General features: G+C 68.9%; 19 protein-coding genes. 13 read left to right on the forward strand and 6 right to left on the reverse strand.

All coding sequences use genetic code 11. The features are described from left to right. Positions 1 to 11 precede the first annotated feature (11 nt). Genes K3U96_RS03860 through K3U96_RS03870 form a run of 3 tightly spaced genes read left to right on the forward strand, consistent with a single transcriptional unit; the run spans position 12 to position 2,766 of the window. Positions 12 to 569, forward strand: a complete 558-nt coding sequence (locus K3U96_RS03860; protein WP_069408209.1) for a TetR/AcrR family transcriptional regulator — start codon at positions 12 to 14, stop codon at positions 567 to 569. A 10-nt stretch (positions 570 to 579) separates the two neighbouring features. Continuing rightward, a complete protein-coding gene (locus tag K3U96_RS03865) occupies positions 580 to 1,077 on the forward strand; it encodes a glutathione peroxidase (protein WP_220692131.1) in 498 nt (165 codons plus the stop codon). 54 nt (positions 1,078 to 1,131) lie between these two features. Beyond that, positions 1,132 to 2,766 (forward strand): FAD-binding dehydrogenase, encoded by a 1,635-nt coding sequence (locus K3U96_RS03870; protein ID WP_220692132.1) that lies wholly within the window; start codon positions 1,132 to 1,134, stop codon positions 2,764 to 2,766. A gap of 10 nt (positions 2,767 to 2,776) precedes the next feature. On the opposite strand, the gene K3U96_RS03875 is transcribed toward K3U96_RS03870, so the two are convergent. Beyond that, the gene (locus K3U96_RS03875) at positions 2,777 to 3,430 is read right to left on the reverse strand and encodes an MBL fold metallo-hydrolase (protein ID WP_069408161.1); all 654 of its coding nucleotides are present in this window, start codon (positions 3,428 to 3,430) and stop codon (positions 2,777 to 2,779) included. A gap of 45 nt (positions 3,431 to 3,475) precedes the next feature. Between K3U96_RS03875 and K3U96_RS03880 the strand changes: the two genes are divergently transcribed. From K3U96_RS03880 to purQ, 3 genes are read left to right on the forward strand one after another with little or no spacing between them, the layout of a single operon-like run. Continuing rightward, positions 3,476 to 4,141: an ATPase gene (locus K3U96_RS03880; RefSeq protein ID WP_069408160.1), complete on the forward strand. Its 666-nt coding sequence runs from the start codon at positions 3,476 to 3,478 to the stop codon at positions 4,139 to 4,141. A gap of 36 nt (positions 4,142 to 4,177) precedes the next feature. Further along, positions 4,178 to 4,417, forward strand: coding sequence for a phosphoribosylformylglycinamidine synthase subunit PurS (purS, locus tag K3U96_RS03885; RefSeq protein WP_220692133.1), 240 nt, complete (start codon positions 4,178 to 4,180; stop codon positions 4,415 to 4,417). Next, a complete protein-coding gene (purQ, locus tag K3U96_RS03890; protein ID WP_220692134.1) occupies positions 4,414 to 5,088 on the forward strand; it encodes a phosphoribosylformylglycinamidine synthase subunit PurQ in 675 nt (224 codons plus the stop codon). Before purS ends, purQ begins: the two co-directional genes overlap by 4 nt. 98 nt (positions 5,089 to 5,186) lie before the next feature. On the opposite strand, the gene K3U96_RS03895 is transcribed toward purQ, so the two are convergent. Together K3U96_RS03895 and K3U96_RS03900 are read right to left on the reverse strand one after the other, a co-directional pair. Continuing rightward, positions 5,187 to 5,990 carry a family 1 encapsulin nanocompartment shell protein gene (locus tag K3U96_RS03895; protein ID WP_069407431.1) on the reverse strand — a complete coding sequence of 268 codons (804 nt, stop codon included), beginning with the start codon at positions 5,988 to 5,990 and terminating at the stop codon, positions 5,187 to 5,189. After that, positions 5,987 to 7,021, reverse strand: coding sequence for a Dyp-type peroxidase (locus tag K3U96_RS03900; protein ID WP_220692135.1), 1,035 nt, complete (start codon positions 7,019 to 7,021; stop codon positions 5,987 to 5,989). Before K3U96_RS03900 ends, K3U96_RS03895 begins: the two co-directional genes overlap by 4 nt. A 43-nt stretch (positions 7,022 to 7,064) precedes the next feature. On the opposite strand from K3U96_RS03900, the gene K3U96_RS03905 reads away from it, so the two are divergent. Beyond that, complete coding sequence (locus K3U96_RS03905) at positions 7,065 to 8,327, forward strand: M18 family aminopeptidase (RefSeq protein WP_220692136.1); 1,263 nt, start codon at positions 7,065 to 7,067, stop codon at positions 8,325 to 8,327. Positions 8,328 to 8,334: 7 nt separating this feature from the next. On the opposite strand, the gene K3U96_RS03910 is transcribed toward K3U96_RS03905, so the two are convergent. After that, complete coding sequence (locus tag K3U96_RS03910; RefSeq protein WP_069407428.1) at positions 8,335 to 8,724, reverse strand: nuclear transport factor 2 family protein; 390 nt, start codon at positions 8,722 to 8,724, stop codon at positions 8,335 to 8,337. A gap of 81 nt (positions 8,725 to 8,805) precedes the next feature. On the opposite strand from K3U96_RS03910, the gene K3U96_RS03915 reads away from it, so the two are divergent. From K3U96_RS03915 to K3U96_RS03930, 4 genes are all read left to right on the forward strand, one after another. Next, the gene (locus K3U96_RS03915; RefSeq protein ID WP_220692137.1) at positions 8,806 to 9,156 is read left to right on the forward strand and encodes a VOC family protein; all 351 of its coding nucleotides are present in this window, start codon (positions 8,806 to 8,808) and stop codon (positions 9,154 to 9,156) included. 77 nt (positions 9,157 to 9,233) lie between these two features. Then, positions 9,234 to 11,528: a phosphoribosylformylglycinamidine synthase subunit PurL gene (gene purL, locus K3U96_RS03920; RefSeq protein ID WP_220692138.1), complete on the forward strand. Its 2,295-nt coding sequence runs from the start codon at positions 9,234 to 9,236 to the stop codon at positions 11,526 to 11,528. After that, a complete protein-coding gene (locus tag K3U96_RS03925) occupies positions 11,525 to 13,255 on the forward strand; it encodes an alpha/beta hydrolase (protein WP_220692139.1) in 1,731 nt (576 codons plus the stop codon). The genes purL and K3U96_RS03925 overlap by 4 nt, the downstream gene beginning before the upstream one ends. Next, positions 13,255 to 13,881, forward strand: coding sequence for an Rv0804 family intramembrane glutamic endopeptidase (locus tag K3U96_RS03930; RefSeq protein WP_220692140.1), 627 nt, complete (start codon positions 13,255 to 13,257; stop codon positions 13,879 to 13,881). Before K3U96_RS03925 ends, K3U96_RS03930 begins: the two co-directional genes overlap by 1 nt. A 97-nt stretch (positions 13,882 to 13,978) precedes the next feature. Here K3U96_RS03930 and K3U96_RS03935 read toward each other — a convergent pair whose 3' ends face one another. Beyond that, positions 13,979 to 15,184 carry an MCE family protein gene (locus K3U96_RS03935; protein WP_220692141.1) on the reverse strand — a complete coding sequence of 402 codons (1,206 nt, stop codon included), beginning with the start codon at positions 15,182 to 15,184 and terminating at the stop codon, positions 13,979 to 13,981. A gap of 16 nt (positions 15,185 to 15,200) precedes the next feature. On the opposite strand from K3U96_RS03935, the gene K3U96_RS03940 reads away from it, so the two are divergent. Continuing rightward, positions 15,201 to 15,602: a sterol carrier family protein gene (locus K3U96_RS03940; protein ID WP_220692142.1), complete on the forward strand. Its 402-nt coding sequence runs from the start codon at positions 15,201 to 15,203 to the stop codon at positions 15,600 to 15,602. Positions 15,603 to 15,696: 94 nt separating this feature from the next. After that, the gene (gene purF, locus K3U96_RS03945) at positions 15,697 to 17,214 is read left to right on the forward strand and encodes an amidophosphoribosyltransferase (RefSeq protein WP_069407421.1); all 1,518 of its coding nucleotides are present in this window, start codon (positions 15,697 to 15,699) and stop codon (positions 17,212 to 17,214) included. On the opposite strand, the gene K3U96_RS03950 is transcribed toward purF, so the two are convergent. Beyond that, positions 17,211 to 18,173: an NAD(P)H-binding protein gene (locus tag K3U96_RS03950; protein WP_230982358.1), complete on the reverse strand. Its 963-nt coding sequence runs from the start codon at positions 18,171 to 18,173 to the stop codon at positions 17,211 to 17,213. The genes purF and K3U96_RS03950 overlap by 4 nt on opposite strands. Positions 18,174 to 18,193: the final 20 nt, after the last annotated feature.

Here is an 18,193-nt window from a genome sequence, read left to right on the forward strand (position 1 = left end):
TGCTGGCGGCCGTGACCAAGGCGTCCTATCACCACGGCGATCTCAAGGCCGTCATCCTGGCGCAGGCCGCCGAGCTGGTGGCCGAGCGCGGCGCCGACGGCATCTCGCTGCGCGAACTGGCCCGCGCGGCCGGCGTCTCGCACGCTGCGCCCGCCCATCACTTCACCGACCGTCGCGGCCTGTTCACCGCGCTGGCGGCCGAGGGTTGGCGGTTGCTGGCGGCCGAACTCGCCGAGGCCCGCCCGGAGTTCATCGACGCCGCGCTGGCCTATGTGCGGTTCGCGCTCGCCCATCCCGGTCACTACGCGGTGATGTTCGACCGCTCGCTGGTCAACCCCGAGGACCCCGAGTTGGTCGCGGCCGTGAACGCGGCCGGAACCGAACTCGCACAAGGTGTCGGCACCCTCGGTGACGACAGGGCCGTCGGTGACCCGCAGGCCGCGGCCCTCGCGGCATGGTCGCTGGTGCACGGCTTTTCGCTGTTGTGGCTGAACAAGTCGATCGACACCGCCGACGATCCGATCGCGCTGGTGCACCGAGTCGCGGGGATGCTGTTCCAGGACGGGTAACGTGCCGGGCATGACCGACACACCGCTAACCGATATCCCGCTGACCACACTCGACGGCAACGCCACCACGCTGGGCCAGCTGGCCGACGGTGCGGTCCTGGTGGTCAACGTCGCCTCCAAGTGCGGCCTCACCCCGCAGTACACGGCCCTGGAGCAGTTGGCAACGGACTACCGCGATCGTGGGCTCACCGTGATCGGCGTGCCGTGCAACCAGTTCATGGGCCAGGAGCCCGGTACGGCCGAGGAGATCCAGGAGTTCTGCTCGACCACCTACGGCGTGACGTTTCCGCTGTTGGAAAAGACCGACGTCAACGGTTCCGGGCGCCACCCGCTCTACGAGCAGCTGACCAAGACGCCCGACGCCGACGGCGAAGCCGGCGACATCCAGTGGAACTTCGAGAAGTTCCTGCTCGCCCCCGGCGGCAAGGTGGCCAGGAGGTTCCGCCCGCGTACCGAACCCGATGCGCCCGAGGTGATCTCGGCCATCGAGGAGGTCTTGCCGCGGTAAACCAGCGGTCACCTGGCGGCCGCGGCGTAACGCGCGCCCGCTAACGTGGCGGCTATGGCAGATGCGGACGTCATCGTGGTGGGAGCGGGGCTCGCAGGGCTGGTCGCGGCGTGCGAGGTGGTCGACCGCGGCCGCCGCGTGCTGATCGTCGACCAGGAGAACGCCAACAACCTCGGCGGGCAGGCGTACTGGTCGTTCGGCGGGCTGTTCTTCGTCGACAGCCCCGAACAACGCCGGGTCGGTATCCGTGACAGCCACGAGCTGGCACTGCAGGACTGGCTCGGGACGGCGGGATTCGACCGGCCCGAAGACCATTGGCCGCGACAGTGGGCGCACGCCTACGTCGACTTCGCCGCCGGCGAGAAGCGCAGCTGGTTGCGTGAGCGCGGATTGCAGATCTTCCCGCTGGTGGGATGGGCGGAGCGGGGCGGCTATGACGCACGCGGGCACGGCAACTCGGTGCCGCGCTTCCACATCACCTGGGGCACCGGGCCCGCGATCGTCGACGTCTTCGCGCGCCGGTTGCTCGGGTCACCCCGGGTGACGTTCAAGCATCGGCACCGCGTCGACGAGCTGATCGTCGAGGACGGCGCCGTGGTCGGGGTGCGCGGCGCGGTGCTGGAACCTTCAGATGAGGCCCGCGGTGTGGCGTCGTCACGAAACCGGGTCGGCGACTTCGAGTTCCATGCCCAAGCCGTCGTCGTCGCCAGCGGCGGCATCGGCGGTAACCACGACCTGGTGCGGCAGAACTGGCCCAAGCGGATGGGCCGGGTGCCCGACCAACTGCTCTCCGGGGTGCCCGCGCACGTGGACGGACGGATGATCGGCATCACCGAGTCGGCGGGTGCGCGTGTCATCAACAGCGACCGGATGTGGCACTACACCGAGGGCATCACCAACTACGACCCGGTCTGGCCGATGCACGGCATCCGCATCCTGCCCGGCCCGTCGTCGCTGTGGCTGGATGCGCACGGCAACCGCCTGCCTGCACCGCTGTATCCCGGGTTCGACACCCTGGGCACGCTGGAACACATTGCGCAGACAGGCCAGGACTACACGTGGTTCGTGCTCAACGCCCGCATCATCGCCAAGGAGTTCGCGCTGTCAGGCCAGGAGCAGAACCCCGATCTGACGGGCCGCAGCATCGCCGAGGTGCTGCGCCGGGTGCGTCCGGGTGCACCGCGACCGGTACAGGCGTTCGTCGACCGCGGCGTGGACTTCGTCAGCGCGAACACGTTGCGGGACTTGGTGTCTGCGATGAACGACGTGCCCGATGTGCTGCCGCTGGACTACGCGACCGTGGAAGCCGAGGTCACCGCCCGCGACCGCGAGGTGGCCAACAAGTTCACCAAGGACATGCAGATCGCCTCGATCCACGTGGCGCGCAACTATCTGGGCGACCGGATCAGCCGCGTCGTCGCGCCGCACCGGCTCACCGACCCGAAGGCGGGACCGCTGATCGCGGTGAAGCTGCACATTCTCACCCGAAAGTCGTTGGGCGGGTTGGAAACCGATCTGGATTCACGGGTGCTCAAGCCCGACGGCAGCGTGTTCGACGGGCTGTTCGCCGCGGGGGAGGCCGCCGGGTTCGGCGGTGGCGGGGTGCACGGCTACCGCTCGCTGGAGGGCACGTTCCTCGGCGGCTGCGTGTTCTCCGGCCGGGCCGCCGGGCGCGCGGCAGGAAGGTGATCGCTCGCGCTCAGAAGGTGACCCCGTCTTCCTCGGGGAGCACCTGGAAGTCGGTGTCGGTCATCTCCGAGAGCCGGCCGTAGTAAATGCCGCGCGCGCTCGGGTCGACGATCCCCTGGTGGATCGGCACCGCATGCGTGGGTGCCACCGCACGCAGGTAGTCCACCGCCTCGGAGATCTTCATCCACGGCGCGGCGGCGGGGGTCGCCAGCACGTCGACCGGCTCTCCCGGAGCGAACAGGGCGTCGCCGGGGTGCATCAGCCGTGCCGCGTGGGCGCCGTCGCCGACCAGATACGAGATGTTGTCGATCACCGGGATCTCGGGGTGGATCACCGCATGCCGACCGCCGACACCGCGCACGCTCAGGTGGCCGATCTGCAGCTCGTCGCCGACGTGGACGGCCCGCCACGGCGCACCGAGCTGCGCGGCGGTCTGCGGGTCGGCGTACAGCGCGGCCTGCGGGTTCGCGTCGAGCAGAGCCGGGAGGCGTTCGGTGTCGGCGTGGTCGGGGTGCTGATGGGTGATCAGGATCGCCGACAACCCGGTGATGCCCTCGAATCCGTGGGAGAAGACGCCGGGATCGAAGAGAACGGTGGCCTCGGAGCCGGAATCGTTGGTGAACCTCGCGAGTAAGCACGAATGGCCGAAATGGGTCAATTCCATGCCTATATTGTGGCGGCGCGAAGCTGTCTAGGGGGTGGTTGAAGCGTGCGGATGATGCTCGCGGTGGTCCTTGCGGCCTGTGGACTGGCCGTCGTGCCAGGTCCGCCGGCCGGCGCCGTGCCGGAATTCTGCCCGCCGGCCTGCGACACCATCCCCGATTCGGCGTGGATGGTGTCCACCGCGATCCCGCTGTACCCGGTGTACCGGTGGCCCGGGCTCGCCGGGCTTGCCGTCACCGCCACCGCGCCGCGGTTTGCGTTCGAGGAGGCCTGCGCCAGCCCGCCCGTGATCGGCGACCCGCGCGAATACGCCGTCGCCGCCGCGGCGAGGGTGCCCAACCCGCCGAACGAATGGCAGCTGCAGGCGCAGGTGGTGCACTGGCGCGGGCCCACCTCCCAGGGTGGCCCGACGGCTACGCAGACGTTCGAGCAGGCCAAGGCCCGGCTCCGCACCTGCCAGCTGACGGCGCCGTTCGTCTCCCCGTCCATCACCACCGATGCGCCTGATCGGCTCGCCGCGGTGATCAGCGTGGCCGGTCAGCGGGTGATGCGCCAGTACCTGCTGGCCCACCCGGACAGCAGCAGCATCGTGGAGTTGGCCATGTGGTCCACGCTGCCGACACATGTGCCCTGGTCCCCGGTGCCCGACGCGCAGGTCTTCGAAGCCATGACGGCTCCGCTGTGCCAGGCCTATGTCGGATCGTGCCGGTGAGTCGCGGCCGCTGACCTCGCCGGTACAGTTGTCGCCGTGGCAAGGGTGGTGGTGCACGTGATGCCCAAGGCGGAGATTCTCGACCCGCAGGGCCAGGCGATCGTCGGTGCGTTGGGCCGTCTCGGGTTCAAGGGCGTCTCAGATGTACGTCAGGGCAAGCGATTTGAGCTCGAAGTCGACGACAGCGTCGACGACGACACGTTGGCTCAGATCGCCGAATCGCTGTTGGCGAACACGGTTATCGAGGACTGGTCGGTGACCAGGGAGCAAGCATGAGCGCACGTGTGGGCGTCATCACATTCCCCGGCACGCTCGACGACGTCGACGCCGCCCGTGCGGTCCGGCTGGCCGGCGGCGACGCGGTGAGCCTCTGGCACGCCGACACCGACCTCAAGAACGTCGACGCCGTCGTAGTCCCCGGCGGCTTCTCCTACGGTGACTATCTGCGCGCGGGCGCGATCGCGAAGTTCGCGCCGGTGATGGGTGAGGTGGTCAGCGCCGCCGAGCGCGGTATGCCAGTGTTGGGAATCTGCAACGGGTTTCAGGTTCTCTGCGAGGCGGGCCTGCTGCCGGGCGCCTTGACCCGAAACGCCGGTCTGCATTTCGTGTGCCGTGACCTGTGGCTGCAGGTGGCGTCCAATTCGACGGCGTGGACCTCGCGCTACGACCTCGGCGCCGACATCCTGGTGCCGCTGAAATCCGGTGAGGGCCGCTACGTCGCCGGCGAGAGAGTGCTCGACGAACTCGAGGGCGAGGATCGGGTGGTGTTCCGCTACCGCGACAACCCCAACGGCTCACAGCGCGACATCGCCGGGATCTGCTCGGCCAACCGGCGGGTGGTGGGGCTGATGCCGCACCCCGAACACGCCACCGAGGCGCTGACCGGCCCGTCCGACGACGGGTTGGGCATCTTCTACTCCGCGCTGGATTCGGTGCTGGCCGCCTGACGCGGCGGGGACGAGCGTGCGCGAACTCGCCGTTTCTGTCGGCGTGTCGGCCGCAGACACGCACGCTCGCCGCAAAGGGGGGCTCGCGGCAAATGGGGTCAGGCGGTCGACAGCGCGACCGAGGCCTCCGAGGTGTAGCACAGGAACGTCAGCGTCTCTTCGAGGTAGAGCTGCACAGTGCCCGCGTCGTGGGACAGGTAGCCGATCGACACGTCGGTGCCGATCTGCAGGTCGAAATCCCCCCCGCGGGTGGACAGCACGAACGCGCCGTCGATGGCGGGCGCCCAGATGATCTCGCCCCCACCGATCAGCCGGTTGAGATGCTCACGGATCGGATAGCCGTGCTCGGTGGTCTCACTGACCTTGGTGTAGGCCTCCGCGGACAGCAGCACCGAATACGGGCCCCCGACGCCGGACAGCCGCAGCTCCGACAGCGCCTGCGCGATGACGTCGGCGAAATCGCGGGGGTCGTCGGGCAGCGCGAGCGCAGGGTTGGAGCTGCAGTTGCGGATGCCCTCGATGGCAGCGGCTTCGTAACCCTCGAAGATCGCCCGGTCCTCGACGAACGCCAGTTTCTGGGCGGCCTCCTTGACCGGATCCCAGTCGGAGTCCTGCGATCCGCGCTCGACGTCGTCGATCGCGGCGCGCGTCACCGTGAACGGCACCCGCAACCGCACCAGCGGCTTGCTCTCGCGCAGATGGGCCACCACGCCCTCCCCGGGCGGCGTCACGTCCTGCAGATGTCCGGTGCTGACCGCGGCGACGACCGGACCGCCCGGTTCGCTGACGTCGACGACGCGCCGTCCGGCGATGTGTCGACGGAACGTCCGGCTCGCCTCCAGTTCGATTTCGGCCCATGCCGCCTCGGTGACCGGAGCAAGGTCGCGGTACAAGTTGTTCATGGTGTTCCTTTCAGGCTGCCGATCCCGAGCGAGCCGGCATAGCCGACCGGGGCTACCACGCTAGTCGCCGGAGCTATCTCGGTTGCCGCGGAATTCGGAAGCGGCGGTGGGTCGTTGAGGAAATCGACGATCGGGGTGAAAAACATCGAACCGGTCATCGCGGTGGAGAAGTCCAGAATCCGGTCGGTGTTGCCGGGCGGGTCGCCGAGGAACATGTTTTCCAGCATCTGCTCGGTGACCTGTGGGGTGCGCGAGTAACCGATGAAATACGTGCCGAACTCACCCTTGCCGATCTCGCCGAACGGCATGTTGTGCCGCACGATCTTGAGCTCGTTTCCCTCGTCGTCCTCGATGACGTTCAGGGCCACATGGGAATTCACCGGCTTCACGTCGTCGCTGAGCTCGATGTCGTCCTGCTTGGTGCGGCCGATGACCCGTTCCTGCTCCGTCGTGGACAGCGCGGTCCACGCCGCCATGTCGTGCACGTACTTCTGCACATGCACATAGCAGCCGCCCGCGAAATCGGGGTCCTCCCCAACGCTGATCTGCGTTGCGCTTCGGGCCAGCGGGCCGTCGGGGTTCTCGGTGCCGTCGACAAACCCCAACAGGTCACGGTTGTCGAAAAACCGGAAACCGTGCACTTCGTCGACGACGGTCAGCGCACCGTCCGCCGCGTCGACGAGCCGGCCGGCCAGCTCGAAGCACACGTCCATCGACTCGGCTCGGATGTGAAACAGCAGATCGCCGGGGGTCGACGGAGCGTGGTGGCGGGGACCGTCGAGCGCGATGAACGGATGCAGTTCGGCGGGCCGCGGACCGGAGAACAACCGGTCCCAGGCATCCGAGCCGATCGACGTCACCACCGACAGGTTTTTGGTCGGATCGCGAAATCCGATCGCGCGCACCAGCCCCGAGATATCGGGCAGCGCGTCGTGCACCGCTTGCTCACCGCCCTCGTCGATGGTGGCCACCATGAAGATCGCCGCGGGCGTCAGCGGCGCCAATACGGGCTGCGGCAGGGGATCGGGCACGTGATTGACCTTAACGTGAGCGCGTCGGCGAAGATGGATAACCATGTCTGCAAGTCCGAAGGGCCTGTGCGAGTTCATCGACGCGTCACCCTCGCCGTACCACGTCTGCGCGACCGTCGCCGAGCGGTTGCAGGCCGCGGGATTTCGGGAACTGGCCGAAGGCGACGCGTGGCCGCGTCAGGGGCGGTTCTTCAGCGTGCGTGCCGGCTCGCTGATCGCGTGGCAGACCGGTGAACCGGGGCTGCCGTTTCGTATCGTCGGGGCCCACACCGACAGCCCGAACCTGCGTGTCAAACAGCATCCCGACCGGTTTGTGGCCGGGTGGCAGGTCGTCGCGCTGCAGCCCTACGGCGGTGCGTGGCTGAACTCCTGGCTGGACCGGGACCTGGGCATCAGCGGCCGGTTGTCGGTGCGCGACGGGAACCGACTGGTGCACTCCCTGGTACGGATCGACGAGCCGATCCTGCGGGTGCCGCAGCTGGCCATCCACCTGGCCGAGGACCGCAAGGCCGTCGCGCTGGACCCGCAGCGGCACGTCAACGCGGTGTGGGGCGTCGGCAGCGGGACAAGGTCGTTTCTGGGCTACGTCGCCGAGCGGGCCGGCGTCGACGGGGCCGATGTGCTCGGCGCCGACCTGATGACGCACGACCTGAGCCCGTCGCGGCTGATCGGCGCCGGCGGTGAGCTGCTCAGCGCGGCCCGGCTGGACAACCAGGCCACCTGCTACGCCGGGCTGGAGGCGTTTCTGGCGGCCTCGGAGTCCGGGTCGGGCGGGTACCTGCCGGTGCTGGTGCTGTTCGACCACGAGGAGGTCGGTTCGCAGTCCGCACACGGGGCGCAGTCCGAGCTGCTGCTCACCGTGCTGGAGCGCATCACGCTCAGCGAGGGCGGCGGACGCGAGGAGTTCCTGCGCCGGTTGCCGGGCTCGATGGTGGCCTCCGGGGACATGGCACACGCCACGCACCCGAACTACCCCGAGCGTCACGAGCCCGGCCACCTCATCGAGGTCAACGCCGGGCCGGTGCTCAAGGTGCAGCCGAACCTGCGCTACGCCACCGACGGGCGCACGGCCGCGGCGTTCGCGCTCGCCTGCGCGCAGGCCGGTGTGCCGCTGCAGCGCTACGAACACCGCGCCGATCTGCCGTGCGGGTCGACGATCGGGCCGATGACCGCGGCGCGCACCGGGATCCCGACCGTCGACGTGGGTGCACCGCAGCTGGCCATGCATTCGGCGCGCGAGGTGATGGGCACCGACGACGTCGCGGCCTACGCCGCGGCGCTTGAGGCGTTTCTGGCACCGGCCTGAGCCCGGGTCAGGCGGCGTCGACCTCGTCGTAGCGGATGACGTTTTCCACCACGATGCCGTCGCGGGTGCGGACCCGGTCCAGTCCCCGGATCACGAACGGGCCGTCGGGGCCGGTGCCTTCGCCGGTGTAGTGCAGGAATACCAGCTGCTCGCCCGCGGTGTCGGCCGGTACGGTCGCGCTGTCGACGAGGTGCAGCCGCAGATCGGGGATCGCGGCCACGAGTTCGGCGATCTTGCCGACGTAGGCCTGCCGGCCCCGTACCGGCGTCGGGTCGCCTTGCCAGTACCCGACGACGTCCTCAGCGAGGATGTCGGTGATGAGCGATGCGTTCGGCGCGGCCCAGAAGGCCGCCCAGATGTCGGCGCTGAACTTCGGTGGGGTGTGGGTTGTTGTCATGCGTTGAAGCCTGCGCGCCCAGCGGCGGCGGTTCAATTACGCGCCACGTAATTGTCACCGGTCTGAATTAGGGTTTGGCACATGGTAATCAACGTGGAGATGATCACGCTGGACTGCGAGGATCCTGATCGGCTGGCCCGGTGGTGGGCGCAGGCGGTGGACGGTGAAGTAACCGCTTTTGCGCCAGGCGAATTCGTCACGGTCACCCGTGCAGGTGCGCCGACGTTGGGTTTTCAGCGGGTGCCCGATCCGACGCCGGGCAAGAACAAGATGCACATCGACTTCACCGCCGCCGACGTGGAGGCCGAAGTGACGCGATTGGTGGAGTTGGGTGCGCGCGAGACCGGCAGGCACAGCTTCGGTGCGGACTTCAGCTGGGTGGTGCTCGCCGATCCTGCGGGCAACGCGTTCTGTGTCGGTGCGCCGGGCTGACCTCGCTCAGCCCGGCCGGCGGCCCTGGGAACCCGTGTCGGGCGGAGGTGGGTGGCGACCCAAACTAGACTGTCGGTGTGACGTCCGGGCTCTCTTCTGAGGTCGACACTGTCGACCACGCCGCCGCCACCCCAGAACACCCGCAGCCGTTTCGCGAACTCGGTCTCAAGGACGATGAATACCAGCGGATCCGGGAAATCTTGGGTCGCAGGCCGACCGACGCCGAACTGGCGATGTATTCGGTGATGTGGAGTGAACACTGCTCCTATAAGTCCTCGAAGGTGCATCTGCGCTACTTCGGCGAGACCACCACCGAGGAGATGCGCACAGCGATGCTGGCCGGCATCGGTGAGAACGCGGGCGTGGTGGACATCGGCGACGGCTGGGCGGCCACGTTCAAGGTCGAGTCGCACAACCACCCGTCCTACATCGAGCCGTACCAGGGCGCCGCGACCGGCGTCGGCGGCATCGTGCGCGACATCATGGCGATGGGTGCACGGCCGGTGGCGGTGATGGACCAGCTGCGGTTCGGCGCCGCCGACGCGCCCGACACCCGCCGGGTGCTCGACGGTGTGGTGCGTGGCATCGGCGGCTACGGAAATTCACTGGGCCTGCCCAACATCGGCGGCGAGACGGTGTTCGACGCCTCCTATGCCGGTAACCCGTTGGTGAACGCGCTGTGCGTCGGGGTGCTGCGCAAGGAAGACCTGCACCTGGCGTTCGCTTCGGGCACCGGCAACAAGATCATCCTGTTCGGCGCGCGCACCGGCCTCGACGGGATCGGCGGCGTGTCGGTGCTGGCCTCCGAGACGTTCGGCGGCGACGAGACCGGTCCCGGGCGCAAGAAGCTGCCCAGCGTGCAGGTCGGCGACCCGTTCATGGAGAAGGTGCTCATCGAGTGCTGCCTTGAGCTGTACGCCAACGATCTGGTGGTCGGCATCCAGGACCTCGGCGGTGCCGGGTTGTCCTGCGCCACTTCGGAACTCGCGTCAGCGGGTGACGGCGGGATGACGATCGAGCTGGACAGGGTGCCACTGCGCGCGGCGAACATGACGCCGGCCGAGATTCTGTCCAGCGAGTCGCAGGAACGCATGTGCGCGGTCGTCGCGCCGGAGAACGTGGAGAAGTTCCTCGAGGTCTGCCGCAAGTGGGAGGTGCTGGCCACCGTCATCGGCGAGGTGACCGACGGGGACCGGCTCAAGATCAGCTGGCACGGCCACACCGTCGTCGACGTGCCACCGCGCACGGTCGCGCACCAGGGTCCGGTCTACGAACGCCCGGTGGAGCGTCCCGGCACCCAGGACGCGTTGAACGCCGATTCGTCGGCGAAGCTGCCGCGGCCGTCCACCGGTGCCGAGCTGAAGGCGACGTTGCTTACGCTGCTGGGCAGCCCGCACCTGTGCAGCCGCGCGTTCATCACCGAACAGTACGACCGCTACGTGCGCGGCAACACCGTGCTCGCCGAGAACGCCGACGGCGGTGTGCTGCGCGTCGACGAGACGACCGGCCGCGGCATCGCGGTGTCCACCGACGCGTCGGGCCGCTACACCGCGCTGGACCCCTACACCGGCGCCCAACTGGCACTGGCCGAGGCGTACCGCAACGTCGCCGTCACCGGCGCCACCCCGGTCGCGGTGACCAACTGCCTCAACTTCGGATCGCCCGAGGACCCCGGGGTGATGTGGCAGTTCAGCGAGGCGGTCCGCGGGCTGGCCGACGGCTGTGTGACGCTTGGCATTCCGGTCACCGGAGGCAACGTCAGCTTCTACAACCAGACCGGCTCCACCCCGATCCTGCCGACCCCCGTCGTCGGCGTGCTCGGCGTCATCGACGATGTCAAGCGCCGGATCCCGACCGGATTCGGCACGGAGCCGGGGGAGACCCTGATCCTGCTCGGTGACACCCACGACGAGTTCGACGGATCGGTCTGGGCTCAAGTCACGGCCGACCACCTCGGCGGGCTGCCGCCGAAGGTCGACCTGGAACGCGAAAAGCTGCTGGCCGACGTGCTCACCGCCGCCTCGCGCGACGGGCTGGTGTCGGCGGCCCATGACCTGTCCGAAGGCGGGCTGATCCAGGCCGTGGTCGAGTCGGCGCTGGCGGGGGAAACCGGTTGCCGCATCGTGCTTCCCGAAGACGCGGATGGATTCGTCACGCTGTTCTCCGAATCGGCGGGACGGGTGCTCGTCGCGGTGCCGCGCACCGAGGAGAGCCGGTTCCGGGCCATGTGCGAGGCCCGCGGGTTGCCCGCCACCCGCATCGGGGTCGTCGACCAGGGCAGCCAAGCCGTGGAGGTGCAGGGCCTGTTCACGGTCAGTCTGGAGGACCTGCGGAGCACGTCGGAGGGCGTGCTACCCGGGTTGTTCGGGTGAATCAGCGCACCGACGACGAACGACATCCGGTATACGTCTGGGCTTGGCACCTGGTTCGCCTCGACTTCGTCGGGATCGCCTTCGGCGCGCTGTTCTTCTGCCTGTCGCTGACCCCGTCGTTGCTGCCACGCGACTGGCTTTTCCAGGGCGGGATCGGCGGTCTGAACGCCGCGATCGGCTACGGCATCGGCGTGTTCACCGGAAGTATGCTGCACCGCTTCGTATTACGGCGCCTACGGTGGTGGCCGCCGCCCAAGCGGGTGCTGTGGGTGCTCAAGACCGTCGTCGTCGTCGGCTCGATCGCGGCCTGCCTGCTGATGCTGATCCCCGCGGCGGCCTGGCAGCGCCAGATATCGGCGGTGATGGGTATCGAAGGACCCGAGACACCGGCCTACCTGCGCACGCTGACGGTCGCCGTCCTCGTCGGCGCGTTATGCGTGTCGGTGTCTCGGCTGCTGCTCGACGTGATCAAGACCATGGCGCGGTTCTTCATCCGGCGCTGGCGCCTCAACGACGAAGTGGCGCTGTTCATCGGGACGGCCATCGTCGTCGTGCTGGTCATCCTGCTGGTCAACGGCGTGCTCATCCGCGGTTTTCTGGCCGGGGCCAACCGGGTGTTCCAGCCGCAGAACACCACCACCAGAGAAGGCGTCACCCAGCCGATGGATCCCGAAAGATCCGGCAGCCCAGCATCTTTCGCCGCGTGGGACACGTTGGGGTATCAGGGCAGGAACTTCGTCGGCACCGGGCCCGACGCCGATGAGTTGACGCGGCTCAACGGCGCACCGGCCAAAGTGCCCATCCGGGTGTACGTCGGCCTGCAGACCGCCGACACCGACGAGCAGCGGATGGCCGTGCTGCTCAGCGAACTCGAGCGCACCGGCGCCTTCGACCGCAAGATGCTGGTGATCATCCCGACCACCGGCACCGGATGGGTCAACCCGATCGCCGCGCGCGCGGTGGAGATGATGTACAACGGCGACACGGCGTTGGTCGCATCGCAGTATTCGTTTCTGCCGAGCTGGATTTCGTTTGTCGGCGACCAACAGAAGTCGATGCAATCCGGGCGGCTGATGATCGACGCCGTGCAGAAGCGGTGGGCGCAGCTGCCGCCGGACCGGCGGCCCAAGCTCATGCTGTACGGGGAGAGCCTCGGCTCGATGGCGGGCCAGGGCGCGTTCGACTGGCTGCCCGACATCTCCCGGATGGGTTTCTCGTCGGTGCTGTGGGTGGGCCCGCCGAACGCCAGCCCGCTGTGGCGGGCGCTCATCGATCGGCGCGACCCCGGCACACCCGAGGTTCAACCGCGCTACGACAACGGCCGCACGGTGCGCTTCTCCCAGGGCACCGACACCGCCCAGATCGCCGCCGTCACCCAGCAACCGTGGCAGGGCACCCGGGTGCTGTTCCTGCAGCACCCCTCCGATCCGATCGTGTGGTGGTCCCAAGACCTGCTGTTCACCCGGCCGGACTGGCTCAAGGAGCCGCCGGGCATCGACCGCACCGCGGTCATGCGCTGGTACCCGATCGTGACGTTTTGGCAGGTCGCCGCGGACATGACCAACGCCAGCTCCGTGCCGGACGGGCACGGCCACAATTACGGCGAGTACATCCTCGACGGCTGGGCGGCCGTCGCGCCGCCGCAGGGCTGGACCTCCGAGGACACCGAACGCATGCGCGTCGCGCTGCACAAGGTCACCGCGGCCGCCGAAGATACCTCGAAGTGATGAACCGTAAACGCGCAGCAGCACTCGGTTTGGCCGCCGGGCTGGTCGGATGGAGTCTGGTGCTGCCCCGGTTCCCGTCGCGCTGGAATCCCGTCCCGCACGCGTTCGTCGCGACCACGCTCGCCGCGCTCACCCGGCCCGAGCTGGGGCTGCGCCCGCCGCAGGTGTGGTCGGGTCTTCGGGTCGGCGCGGCGACGGCCGCGTCGGTGGCGGCCGGCGTCGCCGCGGGCACCGCGCTGCCGAGGACGCGAAAGGAGCTCAACGGCCGTGCGCTGCCCGCAGGGGTGCGGCGCTGGCTGCTGCTCGGGATTCCGCTGGGCACGGTGTGGTCGGAGGAGGCGGCGTACCGGGGTGTACTCGGCACCGTCGCGGCCGACGCGTTCGGGCCTACAGGTGGCAGGCTGCTGCAGTCGGCGGCGTTCGGGCTGTCCCATGTCGCCGACGCGCGCGGTACCGGCACACCCGTGGTGCCCACGGTGTTGGCGACCGGCGCGGCGGGCTGGCTGTTCGGGTGGCTGCGCGATCGCACGGGCAGCTTGCTGGCGCCGATGCTGGTGCACCTGGCCGTCAACGAATCCGGCGCCGTCGCCGCCTTGTCGGTACAACGTTCGGCGCAGCGCGGCTGAAACTTCCCTTCGACGGTGCGGTTTCATCCGCGACACGCCGCAGCGCGGGTATGAAGACGCACACTCGTCACCGGTGCGGTGGTGCGGGCCGGCTGTGTCAGGGGTTGATGGTGAACTCGCCGACCTGCCGGCCCCACACGTAGTCGATGTACATCGGCTGGCCGAGCTCGAGGTGGTTGTAGGGCGCGATGCTGGCGCCGGTGTCCATCACGAGGTAGGGCGCAGGCCACAGCTCGCGGGTGATCTTCTGCCAGCAGCCCGGCCGGCCTTCGGGTCCGCCGCGTGCGTTCACCCGCGGCAGGTTGTCGGGATAGATGTAGGGGTTGGCGCCACCGGCGATGGTGCCCGATGACGTGGCCAGCGAATAGCCGTTGCCACCAAGGGTTCTCGACACCACCGTTTCCATCTCGTTGAACGTTCGGATGGTGCACAAGAGCATGCCGCGGTAGTCGTCGAGCAGCTTGGTGGTCGGCACCAGGTCGGCGGCGCCGCGCTGGAAGTAGGGCGCGCTGCGCTCGAAGGTGTCCGCGCCGACGTCGCCGAAGCCCAGCGCCGCCATCAGCGCGGCGTCCAACTCGGCGCGGTGGTCGTTGAACGTGGCCGCGGACGTGGCCGCGTGATCCAGCCCGTCGAACAGGTCCGGCGCCGCGTCGGCGTACACCTCGCCCAGATCGGCCAGCAAGCGGGTGTCGTCGCGGATGCGCGGCATCCGGTCGTTGAGGTCGGTCAGGATGTGGTCGCCGTCGATGAGCGATTCGCCGAACCGGGTACCCAGGCCGGTCAACGCCTCGGCCGCCGCGGCCAGCGTCTGGTTCAGCTTCACCGGGTCGACCTGCTGCGAGATCTCCAGCACGGTTTCGAACAGCGTGTTGAACTCGGTCGTCACCGCCGCCGCGGTGATTACGCCGTGGTTCGAAATCCGTTCGGGGGACGGATTTTCCGGTGCGGCCAAGGAGACGTACTTGTTACCGAACACCGTCGTCGCGCGGATCTCGGCGTGCACGTTGACCGGGATCAGTTCCAGGTAGCGCGGATCGACGTCGAGCGCGAGGCCGGCCTTCGACGTGCCGTGCTCGTCGACGATGCCGATGCGGCCGACCCGGCCGATCTCGACGCCGTTGTACGTCACCTTTGCGCCTCGTTCGACCACAAGGCCGGCCCGGTCCGACAGCACCGTCAACGAGGCCTTCGGCGCCAAGTCGCCGCGGAACTGCAGGTAGATGAGGCTTGCCGCGATCGCGGCGACGATCAGCAGGACCGCGCCGCCCACCTTGTACGGCGGGTGGTGGCGGTCGAAAGCCATTTTGAGAATCTAGGGTATGACCGGGCGCCGTGGTACCGATCCTGAGAAGACGCGTGTCGTCGTCGCGGCGCTCGCAGAATGGCTGCGCGACGAGGCTCGCCCGGCGCCGACACGCGCCGAACTGTCCGAAGCGGTGCGGCTGACCGCGCGCACGCTCGCCGCGACGGCGCCCGGCTCCAGCGTCGAGGTCCGCGTGCCGCCGTTCGTTGCCGTGCAATGCATTCCAGGCCCCGCGCACCGACGTGGCAACCCGCCCAACGTGGTGGAAACCGATCCGCGCACCTGGCTGCTGCTGGCCACCGGACTGCTCACCGTGGCCGACGCCGCCGCGAGCGGGGCGCTGCGGCTGTCGGGGGCCAGGGCCGGCGAGATCGCGCAGTGGCTACCGGTAGTGACGCCGGATCGCCCGCAGGGTTAGGTGTGTCCGGTGACACTCGGCGGCGATGGCGGATTTGGCCGCAGTAGCCCGTAAGCTGGAGGCGTCACCCCCGCCCCCATGGAGCAGCCCTATCGTGACCGGCCCCGAACCCGAGCCCAGAGAAGAATGCGGCGTATTCGGTGTCTGGGCGCCCGGTGAAGAAGTCGCCAAACTCACCTATTACGGCCTCTATGCCCTACAGCACCGCGGGCAGGAAGCCGCGGGCATCGCCGTCGCCGACGGTTCGCAGGTGCTGGTGTTCAAGGATCTCGGGCTGGTCAGCCAGGTTTTCGACGAGCAGACGCTGGCCGCCATGGAGGGCCACGTCGCGATCGGGCACTGCCGGTATTCGACCACCGGGTCCACAACTTGGGAAAACGCCCAGCCGGTGTTCCGCAACACCTCGGCGGGCACCGGGGTCGCGCTCGGCCACAACGGCAACCTGGTCAACGCCACCGAACTGGCCGGCCGGGCACGTGAGGCCGGGCTGTTGGACACCCGCGGCGCACCCGCAGCCACCACCGACTCCGACATTCTCGGTGCGCTGCTGGCCCACGGCGCCGCCGACGCGACGCTGGAGCAGGCCGCGCTCGAGCTGCTGCCGACCGTACGCGGCGCGTTCTGCCTGACCTTCCTCGACGAGAACACGCTTTACGCGGCCCGCGACCCGTACGGGGTGCGGCCGCTGGTGCTGGGCCGGCTGGACCGCGGCTGGGTGGTGGCCTCCGAGACCGCGGCCCTCGACATCGTGGGCGCCTCGTTCGTCCGCGACATCGAACCCGGTGAGCTGCTGGCCATCGACGCCGACGGGGTGCGCTCCACCCGCTTCGCCAACCCCGAACCCAAGGGCTGCGTATTCGAATACGTCTACCTGGCCCGACCGGACAGCACGCTGGTCGGCCGCTCGGTGCACAAGACGAGGGTCGACATCGGCCGCGCGTTGGCCCGCGAGCACCCCGTCGAGGCCGATCTGGTCATCGGCGTTCCGGAGTCAGGCACCCCGGCGGCGGTCGGCTACGCACAGGAGTCCGGCATCCCGTTCGGGCAGGGGCTGACCAAGAACGCTTACGTCGGGCGCACGTTCATCCAGCCGTCGCAGACCATCCGCCAGCTGGGCATCCGGCTCAAACTGAACCCGCTGAAGGAAGTGATCCGCGGTAAGCGGCTGGTCGTCGTCGACGACTCGATCGTGCGCGGCAACACCCAGCGGGCGCTGGTCCGGATGTTGCGCGAGGCCGGCGCCGTCGAGGTGCACGTGCGCATCGCGTCGCCGCCGGTGCGGTGGCCGTGCTTCTACGGCATCGACTTCGCCACCCCGGCCGAGCTGATCGCCAACGCTGTCGAATCCGAAGGCGAGATGCTCGAGGCGGTGCGGCACGCCATCGGCGCCGACTCGCTGGGCTACGTCAGCCAGCACGGCATGATCGCGGCCACCGAACAACCCGCCTCGCGGCTGTGCAGCGCCTGCTTCGACGGCAACTATCCGATCGAGCTTCCCGGCGAGACGGCGCTGGGCAAGAACGTCATTGAGCACATGCTGGCCACCGCGGCGCGCACCGGCATCCCGGTGCAGGCCGACAACGACAACGCCTCGGCGCTGCGCAGGCCCTAACGCCCGACGTGCGCCCAGCGCGGATCGGTCGGTAACGGTCCGCGCTGCAACGCGTTTGCCACCGCGTCGCGGTATCCGGTCAGCCCGCCGCGCGGCGGCGCGATGACGCTGTCGACGTCGTGGTCGTCCATCACCGCGTCGCATTCCAGCGATTCGATCAACGGACGCGCCAGACCCGGCGGCATCGGCGTGACCAGCCCGACCCACAGGCTGGCGATCGTCGGGGTCAGAAACGGCAGGGCGACGATGAACCGCCGTCGCAGACCCGCCACCTCGGCGTAGCCCTGGATCGCGTCGCCGTACTCGAGCACGTCGGGTCCGCCGATATCCCAGGCCCGCGATTCCGGCACGGCAGCGGTGGCCGCCTCGGTCAGGTAGTGCAGCACGTCGTCGATGGCGATCGGCTGGATCTTGTTGTGCACCCACTTCGGTGTCGTCATCGCGGGCAGCCGGTGGGTGAGGTGTCGCAGCATCTCGAACGACGCCGAACCCGCCCCGACCACGATGCCGGCCTGCAGCACCACCGTCTCGATGCCCGACTCGAACAGAATGTCGCCGACCGCGACGCGCGAACGCAGATGGGGCGACAGCTCCGCGCCGTGCGGGTGCAGACCGCCCAGGTACACCAGCCGGCGTACACCGCTGTCGGCGGCCGCGGCCACCACGTTGCGCGCCGCGGCGGCTTCGGCGGCGACGAAGTCCGACGAGGTCCCCATCGAGTGCACCAGGTAGTACACGACGTCGACGCCGTCGAAGGCACTGCGCAGCGACGCCGCGTCGCCGAGATCACCGCGCGCAATGTCCACCTGCTCACGCCAGGGCACGTCGGCGAGTTTGTCGGGGTTGCGCGCCAACGCCCGCACGCGATGTCCGCGCTCGAGCAACCGGGGGACCAACCGGCCACCGATGTAGCCGGTCGCCCCGGTCACCAGGGCGCGGACCTCGTCGTTGGCAGGCACTCCGGCTCTATGGCCGTTTT

It is taken from the genome of Mycolicibacterium holsaticum DSM 44478 = JCM 12374 (assembly GCF_019645835.1).
GTDB classification, from domain to species: Bacteria; Actinomycetota; Actinomycetes; order Mycobacteriales; family Mycobacteriaceae; genus Mycobacterium; species Mycobacterium holsaticum.